The 22707-nt window shown below is 62.3% G+C and carries 20 protein-coding genes and 1 pseudogene; 10 read left to right on the top strand and 11 right to left on the bottom strand.

Translation table 11 applies throughout. The features are described from left to right. Positions 1-16: 16 nt before the first annotated feature. The 4 genes from M6D32_RS05165 to M6D32_RS05150 all read right to left on the bottom strand — a co-directional run bounded on the left by M6D32_RS05165 (position 17) and on the right by M6D32_RS05150 (position 4079). Positions 17-364, bottom strand: coding sequence for a hypothetical protein (locus M6D32_RS05165; protein WP_298254024.1), 348 nt, complete (start codon positions 362-364; stop codon positions 17-19). A gap of 159 nt (positions 365-523) precedes the next feature. Further along, a complete protein-coding gene (locus M6D32_RS05160) occupies positions 524-1120 on the bottom strand; it encodes a hypothetical protein (RefSeq protein WP_298254022.1) in 597 nt (198 codons plus the stop codon). 164 nt (positions 1121-1284) lie between these two features. Then, positions 1285-2511: a peptide antibiotic transporter SbmA gene (gene sbmA / locus M6D32_RS05155; protein ID WP_298254020.1), complete on the bottom strand. Its 1227-nt coding sequence runs from the start codon at positions 2509-2511 to the stop codon at positions 1285-1287. Between the two features lie 122 nt (positions 2512-2633). Continuing rightward, positions 2634-4079, bottom strand: a complete 1446-nt coding sequence (locus M6D32_RS05150; RefSeq protein ID WP_298254018.1) for an XRE family transcriptional regulator — start codon at positions 4077-4079, stop codon at positions 2634-2636. Between the two features lie 291 nt (positions 4080-4370). Between M6D32_RS05150 and M6D32_RS05145 the strand changes: the two genes are divergently transcribed. The 3 genes from M6D32_RS05145 to M6D32_RS05135 all read left to right on the top strand — a co-directional run bounded on the left by M6D32_RS05145 (position 4371) and on the right by M6D32_RS05135 (position 7024). Further along, on the top strand, positions 4371-6008 hold the full coding sequence (locus tag M6D32_RS05145; protein ID WP_298254015.1) for an isocitrate lyase: 1638 nt from the start codon (positions 4371-4373) through the stop codon (positions 6006-6008). A 70-nt stretch (positions 6009-6078) separates the two neighbouring features. Further along, complete coding sequence (locus M6D32_RS05140; protein WP_298254013.1) at positions 6079-6288, top strand: hypothetical protein; 210 nt, start codon at positions 6079-6081, stop codon at positions 6286-6288. A gap of 181 nt (positions 6289-6469) precedes the next feature. Beyond that, positions 6470-7024 carry a hypothetical protein gene (locus tag M6D32_RS05135; RefSeq protein ID WP_298254011.1) on the top strand — a complete coding sequence of 185 codons (555 nt, stop codon included), beginning with the start codon at positions 6470-6472 and terminating at the stop codon, positions 7022-7024. 1 nt (position 7025) lies between these two features. Here M6D32_RS05135 and M6D32_RS05130 read toward each other — a convergent pair whose 3' ends face one another. After that, a complete protein-coding gene (locus M6D32_RS05130; RefSeq protein WP_298254009.1) occupies positions 7026-7919 on the bottom strand; it encodes a metallophosphoesterase in 894 nt (297 codons plus the stop codon). 130 nt (positions 7920-8049) lie between these two features. On the opposite strand from M6D32_RS05130, the gene M6D32_RS05125 reads away from it, so the two are divergent. The 3 genes from M6D32_RS05125 (at position 8050) to M6D32_RS05115 (ending at position 10352) form a co-directional block, all read left to right on the top strand. Further along, complete coding sequence (locus tag M6D32_RS05125) at positions 8050-8541, top strand: NUDIX domain-containing protein (protein ID WP_298254007.1); 492 nt, start codon at positions 8050-8052, stop codon at positions 8539-8541. A gap of 119 nt (positions 8542-8660) precedes the next feature. Beyond that, positions 8661-9641 (top strand): glycosyltransferase family 2 protein, encoded by a 981-nt coding sequence (locus M6D32_RS05120; protein ID WP_298254046.1) that lies wholly within the window; start codon positions 8661-8663, stop codon positions 9639-9641. Positions 9642-9839: 198 nt separating this feature from the next. Then, positions 9840-10352 carry an N-acetyltransferase gene (locus tag M6D32_RS05115; protein WP_298254005.1) on the top strand — a complete coding sequence of 171 codons (513 nt, stop codon included), beginning with the start codon at positions 9840-9842 and terminating at the stop codon, positions 10350-10352. Between the two features lie 19 nt (positions 10353-10371). Here the strand turns inward: M6D32_RS05115 and M6D32_RS05110 are convergent, their stop codons facing one another. The 6 genes from M6D32_RS05110 to M6D32_RS05085 form a co-directional block, all read right to left on the bottom strand. After that, on the bottom strand, positions 10372-12888 hold the full coding sequence (locus M6D32_RS05110) for a TonB-dependent receptor (protein WP_298254003.1): 2517 nt from the start codon (positions 12886-12888) through the stop codon (positions 10372-10374). A 152-nt stretch (positions 12889-13040) separates the two neighbouring features. After that, a complete protein-coding gene (locus M6D32_RS05105; protein WP_366145821.1) occupies positions 13041-13427 on the bottom strand; it encodes a DUF2946 family protein in 387 nt (128 codons plus the stop codon). 122 nt (positions 13428-13549) lie between these two features. Next, positions 13550-15613 carry a hypothetical protein gene (locus tag M6D32_RS05100; RefSeq protein ID WP_298254001.1) on the bottom strand — a complete coding sequence of 688 codons (2064 nt, stop codon included), beginning with the start codon at positions 15611-15613 and terminating at the stop codon, positions 13550-13552. Between the two features lie 127 nt (positions 15614-15740). Continuing rightward, positions 15741-18542 (bottom strand): DUF4159 domain-containing protein, encoded by a 2802-nt coding sequence (locus tag M6D32_RS05095; protein ID WP_298254042.1) that lies wholly within the window; start codon positions 18540-18542, stop codon positions 15741-15743. After that, the gene (locus tag M6D32_RS05090; RefSeq protein WP_298253999.1) at positions 18542-19486 is read right to left on the bottom strand and encodes a DUF58 domain-containing protein; all 945 of its coding nucleotides are present in this window, start codon (positions 19484-19486) and stop codon (positions 18542-18544) included. Before M6D32_RS05090 ends, M6D32_RS05095 begins: the two co-directional genes overlap by 1 nt. Continuing rightward, positions 19486-20490, bottom strand: a complete 1005-nt coding sequence (locus M6D32_RS05085; RefSeq protein ID WP_298253997.1) for a MoxR family ATPase — start codon at positions 20488-20490, stop codon at positions 19486-19488. Before M6D32_RS05085 ends, M6D32_RS05090 begins: the two co-directional genes overlap by 1 nt. A 267-nt stretch (positions 20491-20757) precedes the next feature. Here M6D32_RS05085 and M6D32_RS05080 point away from each other — a divergent pair, with 267 nt between their 5' ends. The 4 genes and pseudogenes from M6D32_RS05080 to M6D32_RS05065 form a co-directional block, all read left to right on the top strand. Next, entirely contained in the window at positions 20758-21366 is a 609-nt protein-coding gene (locus M6D32_RS05080; protein ID WP_298253995.1) for a DUF1285 domain-containing protein, read from the top strand. Positions 21367-21532: 166 nt separating this feature from the next. Beyond that, a complete protein-coding gene (locus tag M6D32_RS05075) occupies positions 21533-22204 on the top strand; it encodes a CoA pyrophosphatase (protein ID WP_298253993.1) in 672 nt (223 codons plus the stop codon). Further along, positions 22201-22464 carry a DUF6111 family protein gene (locus tag M6D32_RS05070; RefSeq protein ID WP_298253991.1) on the top strand — a complete coding sequence of 88 codons (264 nt, stop codon included), beginning with the start codon at positions 22201-22203 and terminating at the stop codon, positions 22462-22464. Before M6D32_RS05075 ends, M6D32_RS05070 begins: the two co-directional genes overlap by 4 nt. Beyond that, positions 22461-22707: pseudogene (locus M6D32_RS05065) on the top strand (CCA tRNA nucleotidyltransferase); the annotation flags it as partial. The gene M6D32_RS05070 and the pseudogene M6D32_RS05065, both read left to right, overlap by 4 nt.

Below are 22707 nucleotides of genomic sequence, written 5' to 3'. Positions count from 1 at the left end.
AAGTCCGCCGCGGCGTTTATCGGGACCAGGCGTCGACCGAGTATCCCTGGCCGCAATAATCGGGTCGATGGTAGTAGGAACCGCAGGCAGTCGTGAATCCAAGCGGACCGAGGTCGATAAATCCACCGCGGCCAAGCGAGCTACCACTCTCCCAGCCGCCTTGGCGCGGGCTCACAAAGCCGCTGGCGCCAGCAAGGCGGTGGCGGGGTCCCCCGAAGTGATGCATTCCACCAATCGTCCTCGCGTGGACGCGTCCGGCGTTGTGACGGCTTTTGCCGTGGTTCTGGTCGAAAGCCATCGCGCTGGTCATCACCCCGGCGGCCAGCGCGAGCACGGTCGCACCGGCCAGAAGTTGCCCTCTCATCAAATTCTCCTTCGCGATTGCGCGGCCAGGCTCAACGATTGCCGCATGGAGATAAGTGCTGCGGAGCGATGCGCAATGATCGCGGTTCCACGCATGAAAGACGCGCCCGGCAGTTTCCCCGGGCGTGTCTTCGATGGGTCTGAAATTGAAGCGCGTGTGCTAATAGGACCAGGCGTTGATGGGCGTACCGTAGCCGTAATACGCCGGATAGTAGGCTTGGCCGCAATACCCGTAGCTATCGTAAGGGTCGCAGTAACCCGTCGCTGCTTCGGCCAGTCCTAGGCCGAGACCGACGAGACCAACGTCACCGGCATAAGCATCATAGGGATAACCGTAGTCCCATCCACCGCCGTAACCCCATCCGCCGTAACCGCCGCCCCAACCGCCGCCCCAACCGCCGGCGAAGCGCCTGCCGCCCCAGCCACCATGCTGCCAGCCACCATGCCGCCAGCCACCGAAGCCGCGCATGCCGGCGTACCGGGCGCCGCCAAAGCCGCGACCTCCCGCGAAGCGGCCACCGCCAAAGCCGCCGCGATGCATGCCGGCCATGCCGCCATGGAATCCGCCCATTCCGCCGTGGAAGCCGCCGCCATGGAAGCCGCCGCCGTGGAAACCGCCTCCATGAAAGCCACCGCCGCCATGGAAACCACCGCCGCCGCTATGAAAGCCGCCGCCGTGGCCGAAGGCCATCGCGCTGGTCGTCATTCCAGTTGCGAGGGCAAGCGCCGCGGCGCCCGCAAGAATCTGTTTTCTCATCTATCACTCCTCAACGTTTGGGGCTCGTCACGCGTACTAACGAGCGCGTGCCAGCAGAGTTTCGGAGTGCTGATTCAGCGTCACCTAAAATAAAATTAGAATTCGCGAGCAACCTATTGAAACTTCGCCTTTAGTAGCAGGCGAGCGCCCGCGGAGTTATAGCCTCACGAAGATACGGGTTCCGCTTCCGATTCGATCGGTGGCAGCGGGTCGCCATCAAGCTTGGCCTCGAAGCTGCGCAGGCGCTTGTAGATGGAGAGGAGGTCGACGATGGTGCTCCAGGTATTGACCAGATATTGGAACGAACTTCTGACCTCCGAGAATGCGCCCAGAATTTGTTGCAGGATGCCGAATGTAATCGTGCCGGCGACGAGTGTCGGTACAAGAAGGACGTAGGCGAAAATGGCGTCCGTCTGAATATAAAAGTAACGTCCCACGTTGAAATAAACGTAGTTCCAATAGAGCCAAAAATAATTCCGGCGGACATTGGCAAACAACATGGCCAATGTCGGTGGCTCCGCGCGGTCGGCATGGTCCTCCCCAAGCACCAACTCTTTGCGGTAGGCGGCTTCGACCCTTTGATTGTGAAACTCGATCCCGGGCAAACGAATTCCGATCAGCGCAAGAAGGCCGGTGCCGAACACCGACCAGAGCACCGCCGCGACGACGAGCGGATAGGGAATGGCGCCGACCACAGGCAGTTCGGTGACGTTGCGTGATAGCAGCAACAGCACGGGAAGGAATGCGATCAGCGTCAACACCGCGTTGATCAGGTTGCCGCCGAGGCTTTCCAGGATGGTCGCAAACCGCATGGTATCTTCCTGCACGCGTTGCGATGCACCTTCGATGGTGCGCAGGCGGGACCAGTTCGCGACATAGAAGTCGTTCATTGCGGTGCGCCAACGGAACACGTAGTGTTGGGTGAAAAACCGCGTCAGCACGACAACCAATATGTAGACCGTCGCGATGCTGAAGAACGTCAGGATTCCGGCGTAAAATTCCGCGGGCGTGACTTTTCCTTTTGTCGCCGGCGTCAGCGCTTTTTGGATAAGGTTATAAAATGGTCCGCGCCAGTCGTTGATGGCCACGCTGACCTGCACCTGAAAATAAGAGGTGAACAGGATCAGCGCCGAGCCGAGAATCGACCATCTCGACCACGGATGTGGCGAAAACACCATCCAGAAACCGGCAAAGATTGCGACGCTGATCGCAAAGTAGAGGTCGAACCAAAGCTGAGGCGCCGACCAGAAGCGTGACACGCCAATGATCTCCGGTGCAGACGTGTCGGCCAAGTGGCCCACATAGCCGTACCACAAGGCCATCGACAGCAAGGTCCAGACCAGGGCCGACCAAAAGAACGGCTTTGGGCGAGGGAAGAACGAAACGAACATGTCGGGATATCCACTGTCTGTGGCCGGAAGGCACGGGGGGTGGCGGCCACCATAACGGGTCCGGCGGATTAGCCAACCGCAGCGGGCCCCACATCAGCGTGAGGGCCGTCGGTCGGCATTAATCACAACTCCCGCGCATTGGAAAAGACGAACGACGACATCCGCCGCGTGTTTTCGTCGAGGATCAGGGTGCGGGTGATCGGCGGCTCGGCGCGCTGGCTGCAATTCTCGCGTTCGCAGAGCCGGCAATTGACGCCGATTGGCGTGCCTTCCGATGTCTCGAGATTGAGCCCACTCGCATAGACGAGCTTCGAGGCGTGGCGAATCTCGCATCCCAATCCGATCGCAAAGCGAGGCTGCGGTTGCGCATGCGGCGCGGCGGGCCTGCGCACTACTTGGGCGATCGAGAAATAGCGCGTGCCGTCGGGCAATTCGATCACCTGGCTCAGCAGGCGATCCGGCGTGTCGAAAGTGGAATGCACGTTCCACAGCGGACAGGTGCCGCCGAACTTCGAGAACGGGAAGGTGCCGGAGGAAAAGCGCTTGGAGACGTTGCCGGCATTGTCGACGCGCAACATGAAGAAAGGCACGCCGCGCGCATTGGGCCGCTGCAAGGTGGTCAGGCGGTGACAGACCTGCTCGAAGCCGGCATTGAAACGCTGTGACAGGATGTTGAGATCGTAGCCGAGGGCGTCGGCGGCGGTTTGGAACGGCTGATACGGCATCATCGCCGCGGCCGCGAAATAATTGGCAAGCGTGATCCGGTAGAGCCTCCGTGGGCCGTCGTCCAGCGGTCCGGCGCGGCCGATGATGGTCTCGATCGTGCTGGCGCATTCGGCAAGCCCGATCTGGAAGGCGAGCTGGAAGGCGCGGCCGGGGCTGTCGACAAGTTCCGAGATCAGGAGTTGCCGGCGGTGACGATCGAAACGGCGAAGCGTTTCACGCATGACATCGACGGGCATGATGCGCGTAAGGATCGAGTGCTTTTCGCGCAGGCGCTCCGCGAGTGCGGCAAATAATTCTTCCGCGGGCACGTTGATCTGGTCGCGCAGGTTTTCCGCCGCCATTTCGAGTTCGGGAAAATAATTGCGGTTGGCCTCGATCAGATCGCGCACCCGCTCGATCGGGTTCGCCTCGAAACGCGCGCCCTCGTCGCGGTCGGCCATTTGCGCCGCCGCCATGGTCTCGCCGCGGCGCGCTTCGGTATAGGCAGCATAGAGCCGCTGCAGTGCATGCGTGACGCCGGGGCAGAGTTCGGCGAGGTCGCGCAGTTCCTGTTTCGGCAGGTCGATCTGTCGGAACAGCGGATCGGAGAATATCTCGTTCAGTTCCGCGAAGAAGCGGTCTTCATCGGCGGTCGCAAGGTCGCGCAGGTCGAGATCGTAGGCCTCGGCCAGGCGGAGCAGGATTTGCGCGGTCACCGGGCGCTGGTTGCGCTCGATCAGATTGATGTAGCTCGGCGAGATGCCGAGGCCTTCGGCGATCTGCGTCTGCGATAGCCCAAGCTGCTGGCGGATGCGGCGAAAGCGGGGGCCTACGAACAGTTTCTTTCCGGAATCCGCTGGCATGGCGTTGTCCTGATCCAAGGCTTGGCCCGATTCCGACGAAATCAGGCCGCTGGCTCGAGCCCTTTACAAGCAGCCCGCATTCTTGCAGGTGTTTTTGTGATAAAATTTACAAGATTACTTATACCACAAGTATATGTGTTACATGACATCACCATTCAAAATCAAGACGTATTTACGAATTTACGGGTCTCGCGTTTATGTCTTGAGGCGCATTTCGCAATGCACTGTCACGAATGTCGATAGTGGTGATGCTTCGCTTAAGGCCAGTCGCCACCGAAAGGGATTACGAATATGAACTACCAGCCACGTGGAATCAGCGATCAGGCACTTAAGGGGCCGGCTTCCTATCAGAGCGAGATCGAGGCGGCTCAGGCCCTTCTTGACACCAAGCCGACCTGGAACGGGGTGACGGCCGAGGCCGTCGCGCGCATGCGCCTGCAGAATCGCTTCAAGACCGGCCTCGACGTCGCCCGCTATACTGCGGCGCTGATGCGGGCCGACATGGCTGCCTATGATGGTGACCCCACCAAGTACACCCAGTCGTTGGGCTGCTGGCATGGCTTCATCGCCCAGCAGAAGCTGATCTCGGTCAAGAAGCATTTCGGCACGACCGATCGCCGCTACCTCTATCTGTCCGGCTGGATGATCGCGGCGCTCCGTTCCGAGTTCGGGCCGCTGCCTGACCAGTCGATGCACGAGAAGACGTCGGTGCCGGCCCTGATCGAGGAGCTCTATACTTTCCTGCGTCAGGCCGACTCGCGCGAACTGAACGATATCTTCCGAGCGCTCGATGCCGCCCGCAAGGAAGGCAACAAGGCGAAGGAGAAGGCGCTGATCGAGAAGATCGACACCTTCCAGACCCATGTCGTCCCCGTTATCGCCGACATCGATGCCGGCTTCGGCAACGCGGAAGCGACCTATCTTCTCGCCAGGAAGATGATCGAGGCGGGCGCCTGCGCTCTGCAGATCGAAAATCAGGTCTCGGACGAAAAGCAGTGCGGACATCAGGACGGCAAGGTGACCGTGCCGCACGACGTCTTCCTTGCGAAGATTCGTGCCTGCCGCCATGCGTTCCTCGAACTGGGCGTCGAAGACGGCGTTGTCGTGACCCGCACCGATTCGCTCGGCGCCGGCCTTACGCAGCAGATCGCCGTGAGCCACAGGCCCGGCGACATCGGCGACCAGTACAACAGCTTCCTCGATTGCGAGGAAGTGACGGCCGACAATGCCCGCAACGGTGATGTCATCATCAACCGGCACGGCAAGATGGTGCGTCCGAAGCGGTTGCCCAGCAATCTCTATCAGTTCCGCCCGGGCACCGGCGAAGACCGCTGCGTGCTGGACTGCATCACCTCGCTGCAGAACGGCGCCGACCTGCTGTGGATCGAGACCGAGAAGCCGCATATCGAGCAGATCGCCAAGATGGTCGATCGGATCCGCAAGGTGATCCCGAACGCGAAGCTGGCCTACAACAACTCGCCGTCCTTCAACTGGACGCTGAACTTCCGCTGGCAGGTCTACGATGCGATGAAGCAAGCAGGCCAGGACGTCAGCAAGTACAATCGTGCCGAACTGATGAAGGCGGAATACGACGACACGCCGCTGGCGAAGGAAGCCGACGAGCGCATCCGCACCTTCCAGGCTGACTCAGCGAAGCGCGCCGGCATCTTCCACCATCTGATCACGTTGCCGACCTATCACACAGCGGCGCTCTCGACCGACAATCTGGCGAGGGAATATTTCGGCGATCAGGGAATGCTGGGCTACGTGAAGAACGTCCAGCGCGCCGAGATCCGTCAGGGTATCGCCTGCGTGAAGCATCAGAACATGGCTGGCTCCAACATCGGCGACGATCACAAGGAGTACTTCGCCGGCGAAGCCGCCCTGAAGGCGGGTGGCGTCCATAACACGATGAACCAGTTCGGCTAACGGTGAGGCGATCAGTCTGGAGTCCGGTCGAGTTCCAGTCTGATCGCGCGAACGCAACAGGAGACTGACAATGACCGCAAACAGCAATTTCTGGGTGATCGGTGGCGAGTTCGGCTCGATGAACTTTCACAAGCTCGTGGAGGGCTCCGCCCAGGTGAAAGGCCCGTTCAAGAGTCGCGCAGAAGCGGAAGATTGCTGGCGCGAGGTGTCGGAAGAAAACCGCCACAAGGCGGGCGTGCGCTTTTCGATCGTGGAAGAGCCTTCCCGTGTGATGGCCTGATCCCCCAATAAGGCGTCCAAGGGCGGCCGCGGCCTCTTCGTCCCTTTCGGGGGCGGAGGGGCCGCGTTCGTTTGGGGGTATATAAGCCATTGGGAACCAAGGGTCTTTGCGGATGGCAGGGTTGCTGATAGGTTAAATAGGTTAATACCACTTCCGGGGCGATCAGGACGGGACGTAGCCGATGGCAGAGGCACAAAATATCGGAGGCGGGGCTGGTGAAGCGCGTCCGGCGCGGTTGCGCGATGCGCTGCGGAAAGCGCGCATCGAGGCCGCCGATCGCACCGGTGTGGTGGTCGATCTGCGCGACGCCGAAGTCGCACGCCTCGAAATCCTGAGCGAGGCGCTCGACCCGCTGTTTGCGCAAGTTCCGGACAATGTCGATTTGTTCGATCGCGGCATCAGCGAGGGCGAGACGCCGCGGCTGTGGATCGACGTGGTCGCTCATATTCTGATGGGGCGCGACAAGCGTGCCTATCGCTTTGTGCAGGACACCCGCTTCGGCCGCATTCTGCTCACGGAGTCTCACGACGTGCCTGTCATCGTCGACGCTGTCACCGATTATATTGCGCGCCGCATGATCGAGCGCGAGCATGCGATGGTGGCTTCGCCGGTGGCGGTGGCGGCGCCGGCCGAGAAGCCGCGCCGCAGCCGTTTCTGGCCGTTTGCGTTCGGCTTCATTCTCGGTGCCCTGGCGCTGTTCGCCGTCGCCCTGTTTGCGAGCCTGAGCAGCCTCTAGGCTAGAGAAGCCGCACCCGTCTTATTTCCCGCACCTGAAGCGCATCATTGATGCCGCGTACCATCTGTTGGCAGCGCCAGCCATCGCCGTCGCGCGCAATCGAAAACAGGTTATAGGCCGCGTGCGGATAGTGGCCGTGGGCGATTGCCGATGCCGACGGCACGCCGACGGCCGGAATTGACAATCCGTTCGGTCCCTCGACCCGGATGGTGGAGTGAACGTGGTCGTGTCCGTGCAGCACCATTTCCACGCCGTACCGCTTCAGGAGCGCCAGCAGATCAGACGAATCGGTCAGACGCTTGTTGCGCGCGCTGGAACGGAGCGGATGATGAATGAGGAGGACACGAAACACCGGTTCGGCAGCAAGCGCAGCGAGCAGATGCTCCAGCGCTTCCATTTGCTTTCTTCCAAGCCATCCCGTTGCCATCAATGGCGGCGTTGGCACCGCCGAGGATACCCCGATCAGCGCGACCGGGCCGCGGCGGCGCAGCGCCGGAAAGGCTTCGCCATCGGCGGGCGCATCCTCGGCGGCGAGGTAGCTCGCAAAGGTTTCCGAGAAACGATTGCGGGTGGCGCGAACATAGGCATCGTGATTGCCGGGAATGATCGTGACGCGTTCCGGCGGCCCGATGCCCTTGAGCCATGCCAAGGCCGGCGCGAACTCGGCCTCCAGCGCGAGGTTGACGAGGTCGCCGGTGACGGCAATGTGGTCCGGCACCTGCGCCTGCAAGTCCGACATCAGCACATCGACCACGTCGCGTCGATGATAGCGGTGCCGGTTTCTCGTCCAGTTCAGGTAACCGAAGACGCGCTTGCCCGCGAGCTCCAAAGGCTTTGGACGCGGCAGCGGGGGAAGGTGCGGGTCGGACAAATGGGCGAGGGTGAAGGCTGCCATCACAGATGTCAGGACTTTGCGGCTAGGTGGTTAGCGAAGGTCAAATCCACTCCACTGGCTCAACGAACGTATTGGCAAGCCCGAGGCCGGGATGCAAGGATCAACACGGCCCCGATATGCAAGGTTTTCCGTGACGACGACGATACAGCGCCTGCGAAGACGTTTTGAACCGGCGCTGCGGCGACTGTTTCATCTTTACTGGCGGTTTGCGCGCGGCACGACGCTTGGCGTCCGAGCCGTCGTGCTGGACAGCGACAACCGCGTCTTCCTAGTCAAGCACAGTTATGTCAGCGGCTGGCATCTGCCCGGCGGCGGGGTGGAAACCGGCGAAACCATTCGTCTGGCCTTGCAGCGCGAACTGATTGAAGAGGGGCGGATCGCGATGGTCGGCGAGCCCACATTGTTCGGCGTCTATCTGAACAGCCATGTTTCCAGGCGCGATCATGTCGCCGTCTACGTGGTCCGCAATTTCAGTCAGGATCGCTTGCCGGAGCCGAACCGCGAGATCATCGATTGCGGTTTTTTCGAAACGCGGGCCTTGCCGCCGGATACGACGAGGGGAACGCGATTGCGGATATCGGAAGTGACCGAAAACAAGCCGCAAATCGAGACCTGGCGTTAGAGAACGTTAGCGATACGTCCTTATGATCGGGCAAAACCCTAACGCTCGTTAAGGATTTGACCATGAGCGCCGCACCGCAATCCACGCGCCCGCCAAAACTTCGCGGCGATTTGGCCGGCATGGCAGAGGCGCTGACGGAATTCGCAAAGACCGAATTTCCGCAGGTCCAGGAAGCCCGGCCGCGGGTGGCCGTCCTTGTGCCGTGTTTCAACGAGGAGGCCGCGGTCGCAACCGTGATCGCCGACTTCCGAAAGGCGCTGCCTGCGGCTGCGGTCTATGTCTACGACAATAATTCAACCGACCGCACCGCTAGTGTGGCGCGTGACGCCGGCGCCGTCGTTCGCAGCGAAAGGCGTCAGGGCAAGGGGCATGTTGTCCGTCGCATGTTCGCCGATGTCGATGCCGACATTTACGTGCTGGTCGATGGCGACGCGACGTACGATGCCGCAAGCATCCCGAAGATGATCGAGATGCTGGCGTCGGAATGTCTTGATATGGTGGTTGGGCTGCGCGTCGATCAGGCGCAAGCCGCCTGGCGGCCGGGCCACCGCACCGGCAACTGGCTTTTGACTGGCTTTCTGGCCTCGATGTTCGGCAAGGCCTTCCAGGACATTCTTTCCGGCTACCGCGTGTTTTCGCGGCGCTTCGTCAAATCCTTTCCCGTGCTGTCGGACGGCTTTGAGATCGAAACCGAGTTGAGCGTGCATGCCCTTGAACTGGCATTGCCAACAGCGGAGATCGAGACGCCTTATTATGCCCGCCCCGAAGGATCCGTCAGCAAGCTCAACACCTGGCGCGACGGCTTTCGCATTCTCGGCACCATCCTCAAACTCTATCGATCCGAGAAACCACTGCGGTTCTTCACTTTGATCGGCATCTTTCTGGCGCTGGTCTCGATCGGCCTCGCGATTCCCGTTTTCGTCACCTACATCGAGCAGGGCGTTGTTCCCCGCCTGCCCACCGCGGTCCTGTCAATGGGAATGATGATTCTGGCGGTGCTGTCGCTGGCGTCCGGTTTGGTGCTTGACACGGTGACGCGCGGGCGCCGGGAGATGAAGCTGCTGGCCTATCTGGCGCAAGCCCCCGTGGAGAAGACTTGACGGGCTAGTGGTCCAATTCTAACGTTCGCATCCCTTCTCAGCGCCACTTTTTGCGAACGTTAGAATTAGAAGGACCACTAGCAAATATAAGTTTCTAGTGGAGTCTTGGATTTGACATTCGCTTTACGAACTCGCAGCCGGGTGGGTAGCGAATGTCAAATTCACTCCACTAGCGCATTCGAAGTTCAACGTGGCTCGATGAGCGATCTTTCTCTGACCATCCTGGCCGAAACCGCCAACGACGCGCAGGCGATCGAGCGCCTGCTCGAGCGTACCTTCGGGCCCGGCCGTTTTGTCCTCAGCGCCTATCGGATTCGCGAGCACGTCGATCATGTACTCGAGCTGTCGTTCACCGCCTGGATCGGAACGCTCCTGGTTGGATCCGTGCGCCAGTTGCCGGCCACAATCGGAAACACCAAGGCGCTGCTGCTCGGGCCGTTGACGGTCGAACCGCCGTTTCGCAAGCACGGCGTCGGGCGCCTTCTGCTTGAACGCGCGCTTGCCGACGCCAGGGCCAAGGGACACCGCCTGGTTCTCCTGGTCGGCGACGAGGCCTATTACGGCCGCGTCGGCTTCAAGGCCGTGCCGTCCGGTCACGCAACGATGCCGGGGCCGGTCGACTACAAGCGCCTGTTGGTCGCTGAGCTCGTCGATGGTGCGTTCGATGGCGTCTCCGGCGCCGTTCGTCCCGATTGGGATTTTTCCAAATAGGCCTCGAAGAGGGGCACTCTCAAATCTTCTTTGAGATTCCGAGGAAGAAGCCGCGCCGCGCGCCGAACTGCGGGGCGAACACGCCGATGCCAGTTCCGTCCCTGATTTCGTAGATGTTGTCGAACAGATTGACGACGTCGAAACGAATGGTCATCGGCTTCGGATCGTTCGGCAGCAGGAATTCACGCTGGATGCCGATATTGACCTGCGTATAGGGAGACACCGTGGCGATGTTGGCGTCGCCGTCGCGCAGGCCGCTGCCATAGATCATGTCGGCGCTCAGTTTGACACCGCACCACGAGAATCCGTTATCGCCGGACGCCTCTGCCGTGGTCGCCGGCCGGCCGCAGAACTGGTAGAGCCCGCCGGCCGAAGCCGTCACGAACTGGTTGTGGTCGGTATAGATGAAGTGTGTCTGAAGGTACTGAAGCTCGGTCATGCCGCCGAGGTCTGCCAGCGGCGTGGTGTTATTGAACAGATACCGGTTCGAGACCGGATCGTTCGCGCGCTGCTGCGCCACGGACAGGTTGCCGTAAAGCTGAAAGTTGCCGCTGGTGAACCTGGCTTTGAATTCGATACCTTCATTGTACCCGCGGGCATAGTTGAAGGCATCGAGCACGAGGGCCTGGCCGAACAAGCCGTTGTCGATGAGGTCCTGTGTGATCTTGTAATAGGCATCGACCCCGAGATCGAGGCTGGAGCAGTTCTTCCCGTCCGAACCGCAGCCGAATTTGAACTTCTGGTCGACGCCGGCGTCGAAATAATGCGAGCGCTCCGGCAGGACTGGATCGTTCTGGCCCGACACCGCGCCCGTCGTGTTGTTGAAGAGGGCGATGTTGTTGGGCGCCGCTTCCACCAGCACCGGTGGCGTGAAATAGCGCGCGTAGCCGGCATGGAAGGTGGTGTTGTCGAACGGCTTGTAGGTGAAGCTCAGGCGTGGACTGAACTGATTGGCGCTGACGAACTGGTCCATCTGATCGAAGCGCAGGCCGCCATTGATGGTGAACTGGTCGGTCACCTTCCATTCGTCCTGAACGTAGACGCCCGCGAGCCAACCTAGTCGCGAGACGTTATTGGTGATGCCGAACGGTGGTTCCACCCCGACGCCACTGCCGTTGAGGTTCTCGACCAGCGACGTGTTCTCGACGGCTGCCTGCTCGGCGCTGACCGAGAAGCCGGCGCGCAGCATATGTGACGAATTGAGCTTGTATGAGCCATCGCCCGCGATACCGTTGGTATAGGAAATGCGGCCGATATCCGAAGCGATGCCGTTGATCAGGAGATCGCCGATCGGATCCGGCGTGAATCGAAGCTCGTTGTAGCGGGTGAAATAGGACAATTGTCCGTCGAAGCCGTCGACCGACTTCTGCAACGATAACACGCTGAATTGGGTTTTCTCGACCTGGTTTTCGTTGAGGGCTGCCGAGTTGAAATTGCTGACGCCAAAGGCGCTTGCGATCGCAGGACTGGTCGGCTGGCCCGGATTATTTGGAATTTCAAAGCTGTTGTACGCCGTTCCGGCAATCAGGCTGACCCGCGTGCTAGGGTCCACGAAGGCTGACACATAGGCGAAACCTCGATCCTGCTGCGAGAAATCGTGGATCGCATTGTACGCCGGCGTCGGGTTTTCAATGCCCAGCGTGTTCTGAAGATAGCGGCCGGTGAAATAGTACTGGACTCCGGCAAAGCAGTTCGCCGAGGAAGCCGCGGCCTTGTGGGTGCCGGGCGTGGTGGTGGGACAGGTGCTTCCGAACGTGCCGCCATATTCGATGCTCGGCTGGATGGTCCCGTGGCTGCCGGCGTACATGCCGACGCTGCCGCTGTTGTTGAATAGGTCCGAGCGCGTGGTGATGTCGATAAGGCCGGTCGTGCGTAGTCCGTACTCGGCGGGGAGTGCCCCGGTGACCAGCGACATGCTGCCGATGAAACTCGTGTCGAAGATGCTGCCGAAGCCGGTGACGCCGTCGGGTAGCAGTACGCCATTGATGCGGAACTGGACGTTGGCGTGATCGTTGCGGACGTGGAACAGGCCGCTGGCCGCGGAATCCTGCGAAACCCCGGGCGCCTGCAACAGCAGTTGCTCCACGGGCTGGTTGGCGCCTTGCGGCAGGTTCTGGATCGTGTCGTGACCGATCGTGTCGGATGTCGTGCCGGTGGTTGCGAAGATGTTCCCGCGTGCCTGGTCGAAGACGCCGTTCTTGACGGCAAGTTGCGTCGCTTGCGCGGCAGGCGGCGTGGCGGAGGAGTCCGACGTCGATTGCGCGGTCGTCGAGGATAAAGGATGTCTCGCGGCGACGGCGCGCGGCTTTTGCTTCTTTCGCGCCGCGGCAGTTTGATTCGGCGCGGTCACTTCGATGCTTGGTAGCGTTGCCACGCCGTTTCCGGCGGTATCGGTTGCGGGCTTGCTTGTTTCGGCGCCGTTAGTTGCGGCGTTGTTCGTTCCCGCGTTGCCTGTCTGGGCGAGCGTGGCCGCATCGAGTGCGAATAGCAACAATGCCGAGCCGGAAAGCGCGGCGGCTTTGGAAGAGCGTTTCATGTTCTGATCCCGAAACGCAAGCCGAACGTCGCGCCTGATGAGGCCGCGAAAAGGCAAGCGCTTGCCGTCGACAGGACGGACTATTTTCGATTCAATCCGCGCGCGGCTGTGCGTGGCGCAGCCGACGGACACGGATCACGGAATGATCGAGATCAGGACAGGGGAGGGGCGCGCGATTGGAACGCCGCGCGCGCGGAGCGCGGAGGGACGAACGGAGCATCTACCGCTGGATGCTTGAGTTCGAAGGCTTGCGGGATCGGCAGTACCGGCGGCGCTGCGGCCGTGGCGGTGCTCGCCATGGCCATAACGGCACAAATGGCGCAGAAATCATCCGGATGCTGATCCGAATCGGAACCCGGCGCAGGCAGTTGCTGCGACGAATGTATCGACGGCGTCGCTTGCGCTGCGATCGCGTGGACATGGCCAAACGACAATGCAAGCTGGACGACGAGCGCCAATAGCGCCAGTCGCGCGCCAAGCCTGATGTTCGTCCGCACCCACTTCATGTCGACGGCGCCCCGAGCTGGAAGCCGCACCACCCCGCGGGCTCCAACGTTACATTACGACATCGCAAGCGCGACGCCTGGATGTCAACAACCTGCCCAGCAAACAGTTTGTGAGCGGGAGATCGTGCGTCCGAATCGAGTGAAGCGCGGGGAGCTCAGCGCCCCTCGCGTACCCAGGTCGCGGCAAACGCGCCGAGCAGCAGCAACAGACCGATCAGGCCGGCAAAGACGGGTAGAACGCCGACGCCTCTCACGACGCTGGCGTCGCGCATTTTCACGCCCATCCAGCCGTCTCCGCGGAAAATGCTGGAAGCGTGCACCGGCACGACGCGTGGGATATCGATGCTGGAACCGTTTACGACGCGCTGCACATCGCCGCCGGTCGCTTGCGCCAGCGGCTTCAGCGTGTCGGTGGTGGAGGTGACTTCCGAAAATTCCTTCGGATTGGTCGGACCGACATTGATCAGCGCTTTCAACCTGCCGTCGGTCGCCTGCCACAGGCCAAGCTCATTGGCTTGCATGGTTGCGGTCCAGAGCCCGGGTTCGCCGGCACTCAAGGTCAGTTCACGCGTGGCGCCTGAGGGCGAAGTCACTGTTACCGGCGAAACATTGTCGCCCATTGTCTGGCGCTGCACGACCAAATCATGGCCGTGAACCTGCAGGTGCAGCGCTTCTTCGTCCAGCTCCGGTTGCTTCATGAGCCAGTGCGACATTCGCCGCAAGAGGTCGAGATGCGGGCCGCCGCCCTCATAGCCACGCGCCCATAGCCAGATGTGATCGGACAGCAGCAACGCAACGCGGCCCTCGCCAAATCGCGACAGCAAGAGCAGCGGCTTGCCATCGGCGCCGGTCATGACCGGCGGGCTCGTCGGGTTGCGGGTATCTACAGTGCGGAAGAAGCGGCTCCAGTGCGGCGGCTCGTTGTTTGAGCCTTCGAGGCCGCGCGTCACGGGATGGCGTTTGCCATAGTCGCTGAGCTCGGCGTAAAACGGCTTCTCGGTGACGCCGACCGGTTCCGCGGGAAGCACCGTATCCAGCGGCGTACGCCAGATGCTGGTCGACGAAGCATAGTCGGGTCCGGCGGACACCAGCACCGCGCCGCCCGAGCGGACGTATCGCGCGATATTGTCGAAATAGGCGATCGGCAGCACGCCCTGCCGCGCGTAGCGGTCGAAGATGATCAGCTGGAATTCGTTGATTTTCTGCTGGAACAGTTCGCGGGTCGGAAAGGCGATCAGCGACAACTCGTTGATCGGCGTGCCATCCTGCTTCTCCGGCGGCCGCAGAATCGTGAAATGCACGAGGTCGACGCTGGGATCTGATTTCAGGAGGTTGCGCCAGGTGCGTTCCCCGGAATTCGGTTCGCCGGAAACCAGCAGCACACGCAGCTTGTCGCGCACGCCGTCGATCGCAACGACCGCCCGGTTGTTGACGAGCGTCAGCTCGTTTTCGAGCGGCGAAGCCTCGATCTCGACGATATTCTGGCCGGCATGCTTGATGTCGACGTCGACATTGACGGTCTGGCCGCTCAGAACCGTTCGCTCGTTGATGGTTTCGCCATCGACGCGCACCGCGACCTTGGCGCGCTGGCCGGTGACGCCCTGATCGTCGAGCCGATAGGTGATGGTTTGCGGCTGGCCGACAATGCCGAAGCGGGGCGCCGCGGTGATCGCGATCCGCCGGTCGCGTTCATCCTTGCGGCCGGTGATCAGCGCATGGACCGGAGCCTGAAATCCGAGCGCGGCCGCATTCGCCGGAATATCGTGCACCCGTCCGTCGGTGATCAGAAAGGCGCCGGCGACGCGATCGACCGGTACATCGGATAGCGCCGACGACACCGCACCGAATAGTTTGGTGCCATCGGTTTCGCCGTCGGCCTGGCCCGCCTCGACCACGCGAACCTCGAGGCCGGGGATTTTCTTCAGGCTGTCGACCAAAGCCTGCTGAGCATGCGCGGTTTCGTTGGTCCGATCGCCAAAGCTCTGGCTCGGACTCTTGTCGACGACGACGACGGCTACCGACGATAAGGGTTCGCGCTCTTCGCGGGTGAACGAGGGATTGGCGAGCGCGAGCAGCAGCAGGCCGAGGGCCGATAGCCGCAACCACACACCGCGCGGACGGCCCAGCAACAGCAGCACCGCGATCACGACGATCGCGGCCAGCGCAGCCCAGAGCACGGGCGTGGGGATCAGCGGGGTAAACGCGATACCGTAGTTCATGACAGGGACCAAGACTTATCGTCATGCCCGGCCTTGTGCCGGGCATCCACGTCTTTCCTGCCTCGCGTCAAGTCGTGGATGGCCGGGACGAGCCCGGCCATGACGGCTGAGTGAAGGTCGCAAGTCATCATTGTCCCAATCGCTCGATCAATGCCGGTGCGTGCACCTGGTCGGCTTTGTAGTTTCCGGTCAGCGTGTACATCACGATGTTGACGCCGGCACGGAAGGCAAATTCGCGCTGTCGCGGTTCGCCCGGCGTCATCGGCAGCATCGGCTGCCCGTCGGGACGTATGGCCCAGGCGCCGGCGAGGTCGTTGGAGGTGATGATGATGGGCGAGACGCCGTCGCCGCCGCGGGCCGGACGCGAGGCGGTGTCCTCGTCTTCGTTGCGCGGCAGTGCCTCGACCCAGGTCTGGCCGGTGTCGAACCTGCCCGGAAAATCGCGCAGCAGATAAAACGTCTTGGTCAGCACATGTTCGCGCGGCACCGGTTCGAGCTCGGGCACGTCGAGCGATGAAAGAATCTCGCGCAACGTCTGCATGCCCGGCGTTTGCGACGCGCCGTTTTGCCCAGCCGGCGCCTCGATGGCGTCGCGCGTATCGAACAGCACCGTTCCGCCTTGCTTCATGTACGCGTCGATCTTGTCGATCGCTGCCTGCGGCGGCTTTGGTGCGCCGGGAACAACCGGCCAGTAGATCAGCGGGAAAAAGGCGAGTTCGTCGCGCGCCGGGTCCACGCCGACAGGGTCGCCGGCTTCGAGCGCGGTGCGTTGTGCGAGAAACAGCGTGAGGCCGGACAGGCCGGCTTTGACGATGGAGTCGACGTCAGCGTTGCCGGTCACCACGTAGGCAAGACGCGTCTGCGTGGTTGCCTTGATGGCAAAATCGTCGGCTGCGCTGTCGGCCTTGGTCGGCGATGGCAGGCCCATCGGCAACAGTAATGCCAGGAGCAGCGCGGCCGGCGCTGCGCGCCGCCGCAACAGGCTGGCGATCCCGCCACCGAGGAAAGCGATCACCACGGCGTCGATCAGAAACAAAGCGAGCGATGCTGCGAGCAGGATGCCGCGCAGGTCACGCGGCCCCGCATTGGTGTAGCTGGCCCGCTGCGCGTTCAACACCGATGTGTCGAGCGCAGCGACACGATCGGTCGGCGCCAGCGTGTTCACCGCCAGCGGTCCATCGGCGGGACCATAAAATCCTGGCGGATGATCCAGCGTCGCGCGACCACGGAAATCGGCGGCGAGCGGCTTGGCGGTCGAAGGCGGCGGCCCGAATGCGCCAAAGCCGTCGAGGATGTGCAGCGGTGCCACCGTTTCGGCCGCTTCGCTGGTGGCGCCCGGAGCCGGGCCGGACGAGTAGCCGGAAATGTCGACGATCCGCCGCAGCATTTCGACGAAGGAGCCGGACAGCGGAAGATTCGACCAGCGCACGTCGGCGCTGACATGAAACAGGACGAGGAGCCCCTTATCGCGGCGTTCGCCGGTGACGAGCGGTGTGCCGTCTTCCAGTGAGGCCCAGCTTTTCGTTGGCAGCACAGCGTCGGGCTCGGCGAGTACTTGCCGGTTGACGGTGACGTCTTTCGGCACCGTCAACCCGGCAAAGGGGCCATCGGCCGCGAAAGCGGCGAGGTGCTGCGGCTTTTCCCAGGTCAGGCTGCCGCCGAGGCTGCGCCCGCCACGGCGCAATTTCACCGGCACCAGATCATCGTCGGCCTGCGCCAGCCGCGGGCCGGCGAAGCGGACCAGCACGCCGCCACGTTGGATCCAGGCTTCGATGCGTTCGCGAAGCTCGGGCGACAGCGTTCCAACATCCGCCAGCACCATCATGGGCAGCTTCTGATCGAGGAACTCCGAGATCGCCTGCTGCGGCGCGCCGCGACCGCCAAGCCTCACGTCCGCAAACGGCGACAGCGCCCGCGCGAGATAGAATGTCGACGCCAATAGTGGTTGCGCGGTATCGGTGCTCGCACCGGAGACCACGCCGACGGCGCGGCGGCGCCATCTCTTGTCGAGCAACTGCACCGCGCCTGCCGAGCGCTCGCCCGATATTTCCAGCCGTGAGATGTCGTTACGCAACTCGACCGGCAGGTCGAATGAAGCCTCGGTCTCGCGCTCCCCGGGCGTAAAGCCAAAGCGCGCTTCGCCGATCGGAGAGCCCTTCTGGTCGAGCGCACGCACGACGCCGCTTGCGACATTGCCACCGGCGCGAAGCACTTTCACCGTCATCCTGGCCGCGGCGTTCTCGGCGGCCGCGAGCGCAAGCGCAGGCGGCGTGCCGCCTTCGAACACCGTCACCGCGCGATCGCCGACGATTTTTTTGAGACCCTGAAGGAAGTCCGCGCCGTGCCCGCTATCGACCCCGTCCGACAGCCAGACGATCTCGCAGTCGCCGGTTGCCTTCAGGAAGCGATCGATGGCGCCCAGGGTTTCGGTCCGCTCGATCGAGTAGGGTTTGGGTGCAAGTTGGCGCAAGGCGACTCGCGCCGTGCCGGCGGGCATGATCGTGATGTCCCGCGTCGGCTCGGACAGCGGAATCAGCGCGATGCCACGCCGGTCATTATTGGCATTGGAGATCAATTCGTCCGCGGCCTTCACGCGCGCATCCCAGCTCGAGGCAGCGCTCCAGCCGTCGTCGATCACGATGGCGAGCGGTGCGTGCGAAGTCGTGGCGCCGACCGGCGGATTCCAGATCGGTCCTGCGGCGGCCAGAATGATCAGTGCGGCCGCGGCCAGCCGCAGCGCCGTCAACCACCAGGGGGTACGCGAAGGGGTTTCCTCCTTCGGCGCGATGTCGAACAACAGACGCGTCGGCGGAAACTCGATGCGTCGCGGCCGCGGCGGCATCACCCGGAGCAGCCACCAAAGCACGGGCAGGCTCAACAGCCCCAGCAGCAGCATCGGCTCGAGAAAGGAGAGCGGCAAACTAGCGATCATGCGCTGCGCCCCGCTTTCACCGTGGCGCCGCGCGCAATTCCCTTGCTCACCATCATGCCCGAGTGCAGAAACAGCAGCAGCTCGGCCGCCGAGCGGCTGGTGGTGTGGGTCGAAAACAGCCAGCCGAGGTTGGCCGTCTCGGCGCGAATTTGCTCGCGATGGAGCGCAAGGCGCGCGACATAGTCGTTCGCCCAGCTTTCGGCGCGCCCTGCGACAATGACGTTGCCGTCTTCCGGCTCGACGAATTCGACGCGTCCGGAGTAGGGAAAAGTCTCTTCCGCGGGATCGACGATCTGGATCAGCGCGCCGTGCGCGCCGGATGCCGACAGTCCGGCGAGCATGCTCTGGATGTCTGATATCGGCGACCAGAAATCCGACAGCACCACGATTTCCGATAGCGGCGACGGCACAAAGGACGGCGGAAGGCTGAGGCGGGCCGTATCGTCGTGCAGCATCGCTTGCGCCATCTTATCGATGATGCTGCGGCTCGCTGTCGGGCTGACGAGGCCTGGAATGCCGACCCGCTCGCCGCCTTCGACCAGAAGCTCGGCGAGCGCAAAGGTCACGATCAGCGCACGTTCCAGCTTGCTGTCGCGCGCCTCTTTCGAGGCAAACGCCATCGATGGCGAACGATCCGGCCACAGCCACACCGTGTGCGCGGCCTCCCATTCCTGTTCGCGAACGTAGAGATGGTCATCGCGGGCCGAGCGGCGCCAGTCGACCCGCTGGGCCGGTTCGCCGGAAACGAAGCGGCGGTATTGCCAGAAACTTTCGCCGGCGCCGGCGCGGCGCCGTCCATGCAAACCGTGGATGACGTTGGCCGCGATCCGCCGGGCTTCCAGTACGAGGCGCGGCAGCGACGCGGCGAGCGTTCGGCTTTCACCATCGGCACGTCGGACTGCTGTAACTTCCCTGGCGCTGTGCTCGGCGGCTGCAACCATCAGCCGATCCGTGTCTTCAACTGCTTGACGACGTCTGCAATGGTGCGGCCCTCGGCGCGTGCGGAGAAGGTGAGCGCCATGCGGTGCTTGAGAACCGGCTCCGCCAGGTCGAGCACGTCGTCGACTGACGGCGCCAGGCGGCCATCGAGAAGCGCGCGGGCGCGAACGGCGAGCATCAAGGACTGGCTGGCGCGCGGACCGGGCCCCCAGGCGATCAATTTGCCGGCTTCGCCGCCTTCAGGACCGGGGCGTGCCGAGCGCACCAGCGACAGGATCGCCTCGACCACGGAATCGCCGACCGGCAGCCGGCGCACCAGCCGCTGCGCAGTCAGCAACGTCTCGGCATCCATCGCGGCTTTCGCCAAAGTCTCCTCGGCGCCTGTGGTTTCAAACAGGATCCGCCGCTCGGCATCGCGATCAGGATAGTCGACGTCGATTTCCATCAGGAAGCGGTCGAGCTGTGCTTCCGGCAGCGGATAGGTGCCTTCCTGTTCGAGCGGATTCTGCGTCGCCAGCACGTGGAACGGCTTCGGCAAATCGTGGCGCGCACCTGCAACCGTGATGTGCTGTTCCTGCATGGCCTGTAGCAATGCCGATTGGGTGCGGGGGCTGGCGCGGTTGATCTCGTCGGCCATCAGAAGTTGCGCGAACACGGGCCCGGAAATGAAGCGGAAAGAACGCTTTCCGGTATTGCTCTCATCCAGCACTTCCGCGCCGAGAATGTCCGACGGCATCAGGTCGGGCGTGAACTGGATGCGCTTGGCGTCAAGGCCGAGCGTCACGCCCAAGGTTTCGACCAGCTTGGTCTTGGCGAGCCCGGGCACGCCGATCAGAAGCGCGTGACCGCCCGACAGGATCGTCACCAGCGTGTTTTCGATCACCCGATCCTGGCCGAAAATAACGGTGGAGATTGCTTCCTTGGCGGCGCGGATCTGGCCGGCGACCTGTTCGGCCGAACGCACGATGACGTCCTCGAGTTTTTCCACACTATCTGCGCCAGCCATTCTGTTCTCCTGAAGGCCCGAAAGCCCGGTCCACCGACGATTTCGCCAAGTCCATGCTAAACTCGTGCGAAGGCCCTGTATCCGTTGAATTAAACTATCCCCACATTATCGGCTTTTCGGGGTATGAACCGCATCACGATGTGGCGACTTGATCCGGAGAAATACGACTGGATTTGTTTAAAAATCGACGCGCGATTTCGGCATCAACGATCAAGCGTTCCACAACCTGACTGTTCCAATTCTCAAGGCTCAAACTCACGGCAAACCATGGCGAAGCAAGGGCGGGAACCGGTTCAAAGTCTTGACGGTCTTACGGCTGCAGCGAAAGGCGCCGCAAAGACCGACGCGACCGGAAAAAGCCTGCCTCCGGTCCATCTGTGGAATCCGCCCTTTTGCGGCGATCTCGACATGCGAATCTCGGCCGACGGCACCTGGTATTATATGGGGACGCCGATCGGGCGGCCAGCTTTGGTCCGTCTTTTCTCGACCATCCTCAAGCGAGAGGACGGCAAGCATTTTCTCGTGACCCCGGTCGAAAAAGTCGGCATCCGCGTCGACGATGCGCCGTTCCTGGCCGTCGAGATGATCAAGGAGCAGGGCGAGCAAGGACAGTCCTTGCGCTTCCGGACCAATGTGGATGACTGGGTGGCGTGCGATTCGGCCCATCCGCTGCGCTTTGAGGCCTCCGCTGACGGCGGGCTGATGCCTTATCTGCATGTCCGGGCCGATCTTTGGGCAAAGGTCACACGCGCGCTCTATTATGATCTGGTTGACATCGGCGAGGAGCGGATGGTCGATGGTCGCGAGATGTTCGGGGTCACGTCATCCGGCACATTCTTTGCGATGGCGGATGCGGAAGAAGTAAGGGGCATCTAGTACCGCCGATCTGAAGTCCCCGCGGTGCGGGCTGCGGGCTTTTTCGGGGACTTCAGATCGATAAAGCGGTACTAGATTTGATAAGTTTGGTAGTGCCCATGACTTTCCGAAGTTCGTGAAGGTGGGCGCTGCGGTGGGAGACGAACTTCGGAAAGTGGGCACTACCTTGAACGAGACGATGGCGGTGAACGATCCCGCCGCAACTACGTCGGCAGAATTCTTTACCCGGGCGCGCGCCCGGTTGAGCTTCGACATTCCCGCAGGCCTGACCGACCCGGATTTGATCCCCCCGAGCGGCGATCGGGGCACCGATCGCATGCTGGAGATCCTGGCGCGGGAACAGCCGATCCGCCCCGCGGCGGTGCTGATTCCCGTGATCGACCGTCCGCAGCCGACAGTGCTGTTGACGCAGCGCTCTGCCCATCTCAACGAGCATGCCGGCCAGATTTCATTCCCGGGCGGCAAGATCGACGCGACGGATGCCTCGCCGCTCGATGCGGCGCTGCGCGAGGCGGAAGAGGAAGTCGGTCTCGCGCGCCAGTTCATCGATCCGGTCGGGTATCTTGACCTCTACGGCACGAGCTTCGGTTTTCGCATCCTGCCGACGGTGGCACGGGTTACGCCGGGCTTCATCTTGCGCATCAACGCCTCGGAAGTCGACGATGCTTTCGAAGTCCCGCTCGCATTCCTGATGAATCCGGCCAACCATCAGCTTCACAGCAAGGAATTCCGTGGCGTGGAGCGGTTCTATTACGCCATGCCATACGGCGAACGTTACATCTGGGGCGCCACCGCCGGAATCCTGCGCGTTCTGTACGAACGGATCTTTGCGCCATGATCCGTTCGGCCCTCACCGAGATCGGAATCTTTCTGATTCCGTTTGCGGTCTATGTGCTGTTTCTGGTCGCCACCCGTTCCGGATCGCTGGCGTTTTCGTCCTGGCCGGCTGCCGTGGTCGGAAGATTGCTGGTCGCCTCGCTGCTGCTCGTCATCCTCAGCCTGATATTGCTCGCCCAGTTCTCGGGCGCCCCGCCCAACTCGACCTATATTCCGGCGCATCTGGAAAACGGCCGGCTTGTGCCCGGAGTTGAGAAATGAGCAGCGCGCGGCGGCTGGACGATGCGCCATGGCTGAAGAGCGGTCCGGCGTCGCGCGTGCTCGAATTGCTCAATGCGGACGGCGAAGAGGCGCGCGTGATCGGTGGCGCGGTGCGCAACGCATTGCTTGATCGTCCGATCGGCGACGTCGACATCGCGACCACCGCCCTGCCGGAGGAAGTGACACGCCGTGCCAGGGCCGCGGGCATCAAGAGCGTGCCGACGGGCGTAAAGCACGGCACGG

Source organism: Bradyrhizobium sp. (genome assembly GCF_027307225.1).
Lineage (GTDB): Bacteria > Pseudomonadota > Alphaproteobacteria > Rhizobiales > Xanthobacteraceae > Bradyrhizobium.
Note: the sequence above shows the minus strand (reverse complement) of the source record. Positions and strands in the feature narration are given on the sequence as shown.

Excerpts from the sequence above, each read along its gene's own strand:
- M6D32_RS05120 (WP_298254046.1), top strand. The coding sequence starts at position 8,661 with ATGGCAGAGGCGCTGACGGAATTCGCAAAGACCGAATTTCCGCAGGTC.
- M6D32_RS05090 (WP_298253999.1), bottom strand. The coding sequence starts at position 19,486 with ATGGTTGCAGCCGCCGAGCACAGCGCCAGGGAAGTTACAGCAGTCCGA.
- M6D32_RS05100 (WP_298254001.1), bottom strand. The coding sequence starts at position 15,613 with ATGAACTACGGTATCGCGTTTACCCCGCTGATCCCCACGCCCGTGCTC.
- M6D32_RS05080 (WP_298253995.1), top strand. The coding sequence starts at position 20,758 with ATGGCGAAGCAAGGGCGGGAACCGGTTCAAAGTCTTGACGGTCTTACG.
- M6D32_RS05070 (WP_298253991.1), top strand. The coding sequence starts at position 22,201 with ATGATCCGTTCGGCCCTCACCGAGATCGGAATCTTTCTGATTCCGTTT.
- M6D32_RS05115 (WP_298254005.1), top strand. The coding sequence starts at position 9,840 with ATGAGCGATCTTTCTCTGACCATCCTGGCCGAAACCGCCAACGACGCG.
- M6D32_RS05110 (WP_298254003.1), bottom strand. The coding sequence starts at position 12,888 with ATGAAACGCTCTTCCAAAGCCGCCGCGCTTTCCGGCTCGGCATTGTTG.
- M6D32_RS05085 (WP_298253997.1), bottom strand. The coding sequence starts at position 20,490 with ATGGCTGGCGCAGATAGTGTGGAAAAACTCGAGGACGTCATCGTGCGT.
- M6D32_RS05140 (WP_298254013.1), top strand. The coding sequence starts at position 6,079 with ATGACCGCAAACAGCAATTTCTGGGTGATCGGTGGCGAGTTCGGCTCG.
- M6D32_RS05130 (WP_298254009.1), bottom strand. The coding sequence starts at position 7,919 with ATGGCAGCCTTCACCCTCGCCCATTTGTCCGACCCGCACCTTCCCCCG.
- sbmA (WP_298254020.1), bottom strand. The coding sequence starts at position 2,511 with ATGTTCGTTTCGTTCTTCCCTCGCCCAAAGCCGTTCTTTTGGTCGGCC.
- M6D32_RS05165 (WP_298254024.1), bottom strand. The coding sequence starts at position 364 with ATGAGAGGGCAACTTCTGGCCGGTGCGACCGTGCTCGCGCTGGCCGCC.
- M6D32_RS05135 (WP_298254011.1), top strand. The coding sequence starts at position 6,470 with ATGGCAGAGGCACAAAATATCGGAGGCGGGGCTGGTGAAGCGCGTCCG.
- M6D32_RS05160 (WP_298254022.1), bottom strand. The coding sequence starts at position 1,120 with ATGAGAAAACAGATTCTTGCGGGCGCCGCGGCGCTTGCCCTCGCAACT.
- M6D32_RS05150 (WP_298254018.1), bottom strand. The coding sequence starts at position 4,079 with ATGCCAGCGGATTCCGGAAAGAAACTGTTCGTAGGCCCCCGCTTTCGC.
- M6D32_RS05145 (WP_298254015.1), top strand. The coding sequence starts at position 4,371 with ATGAACTACCAGCCACGTGGAATCAGCGATCAGGCACTTAAGGGGCCG.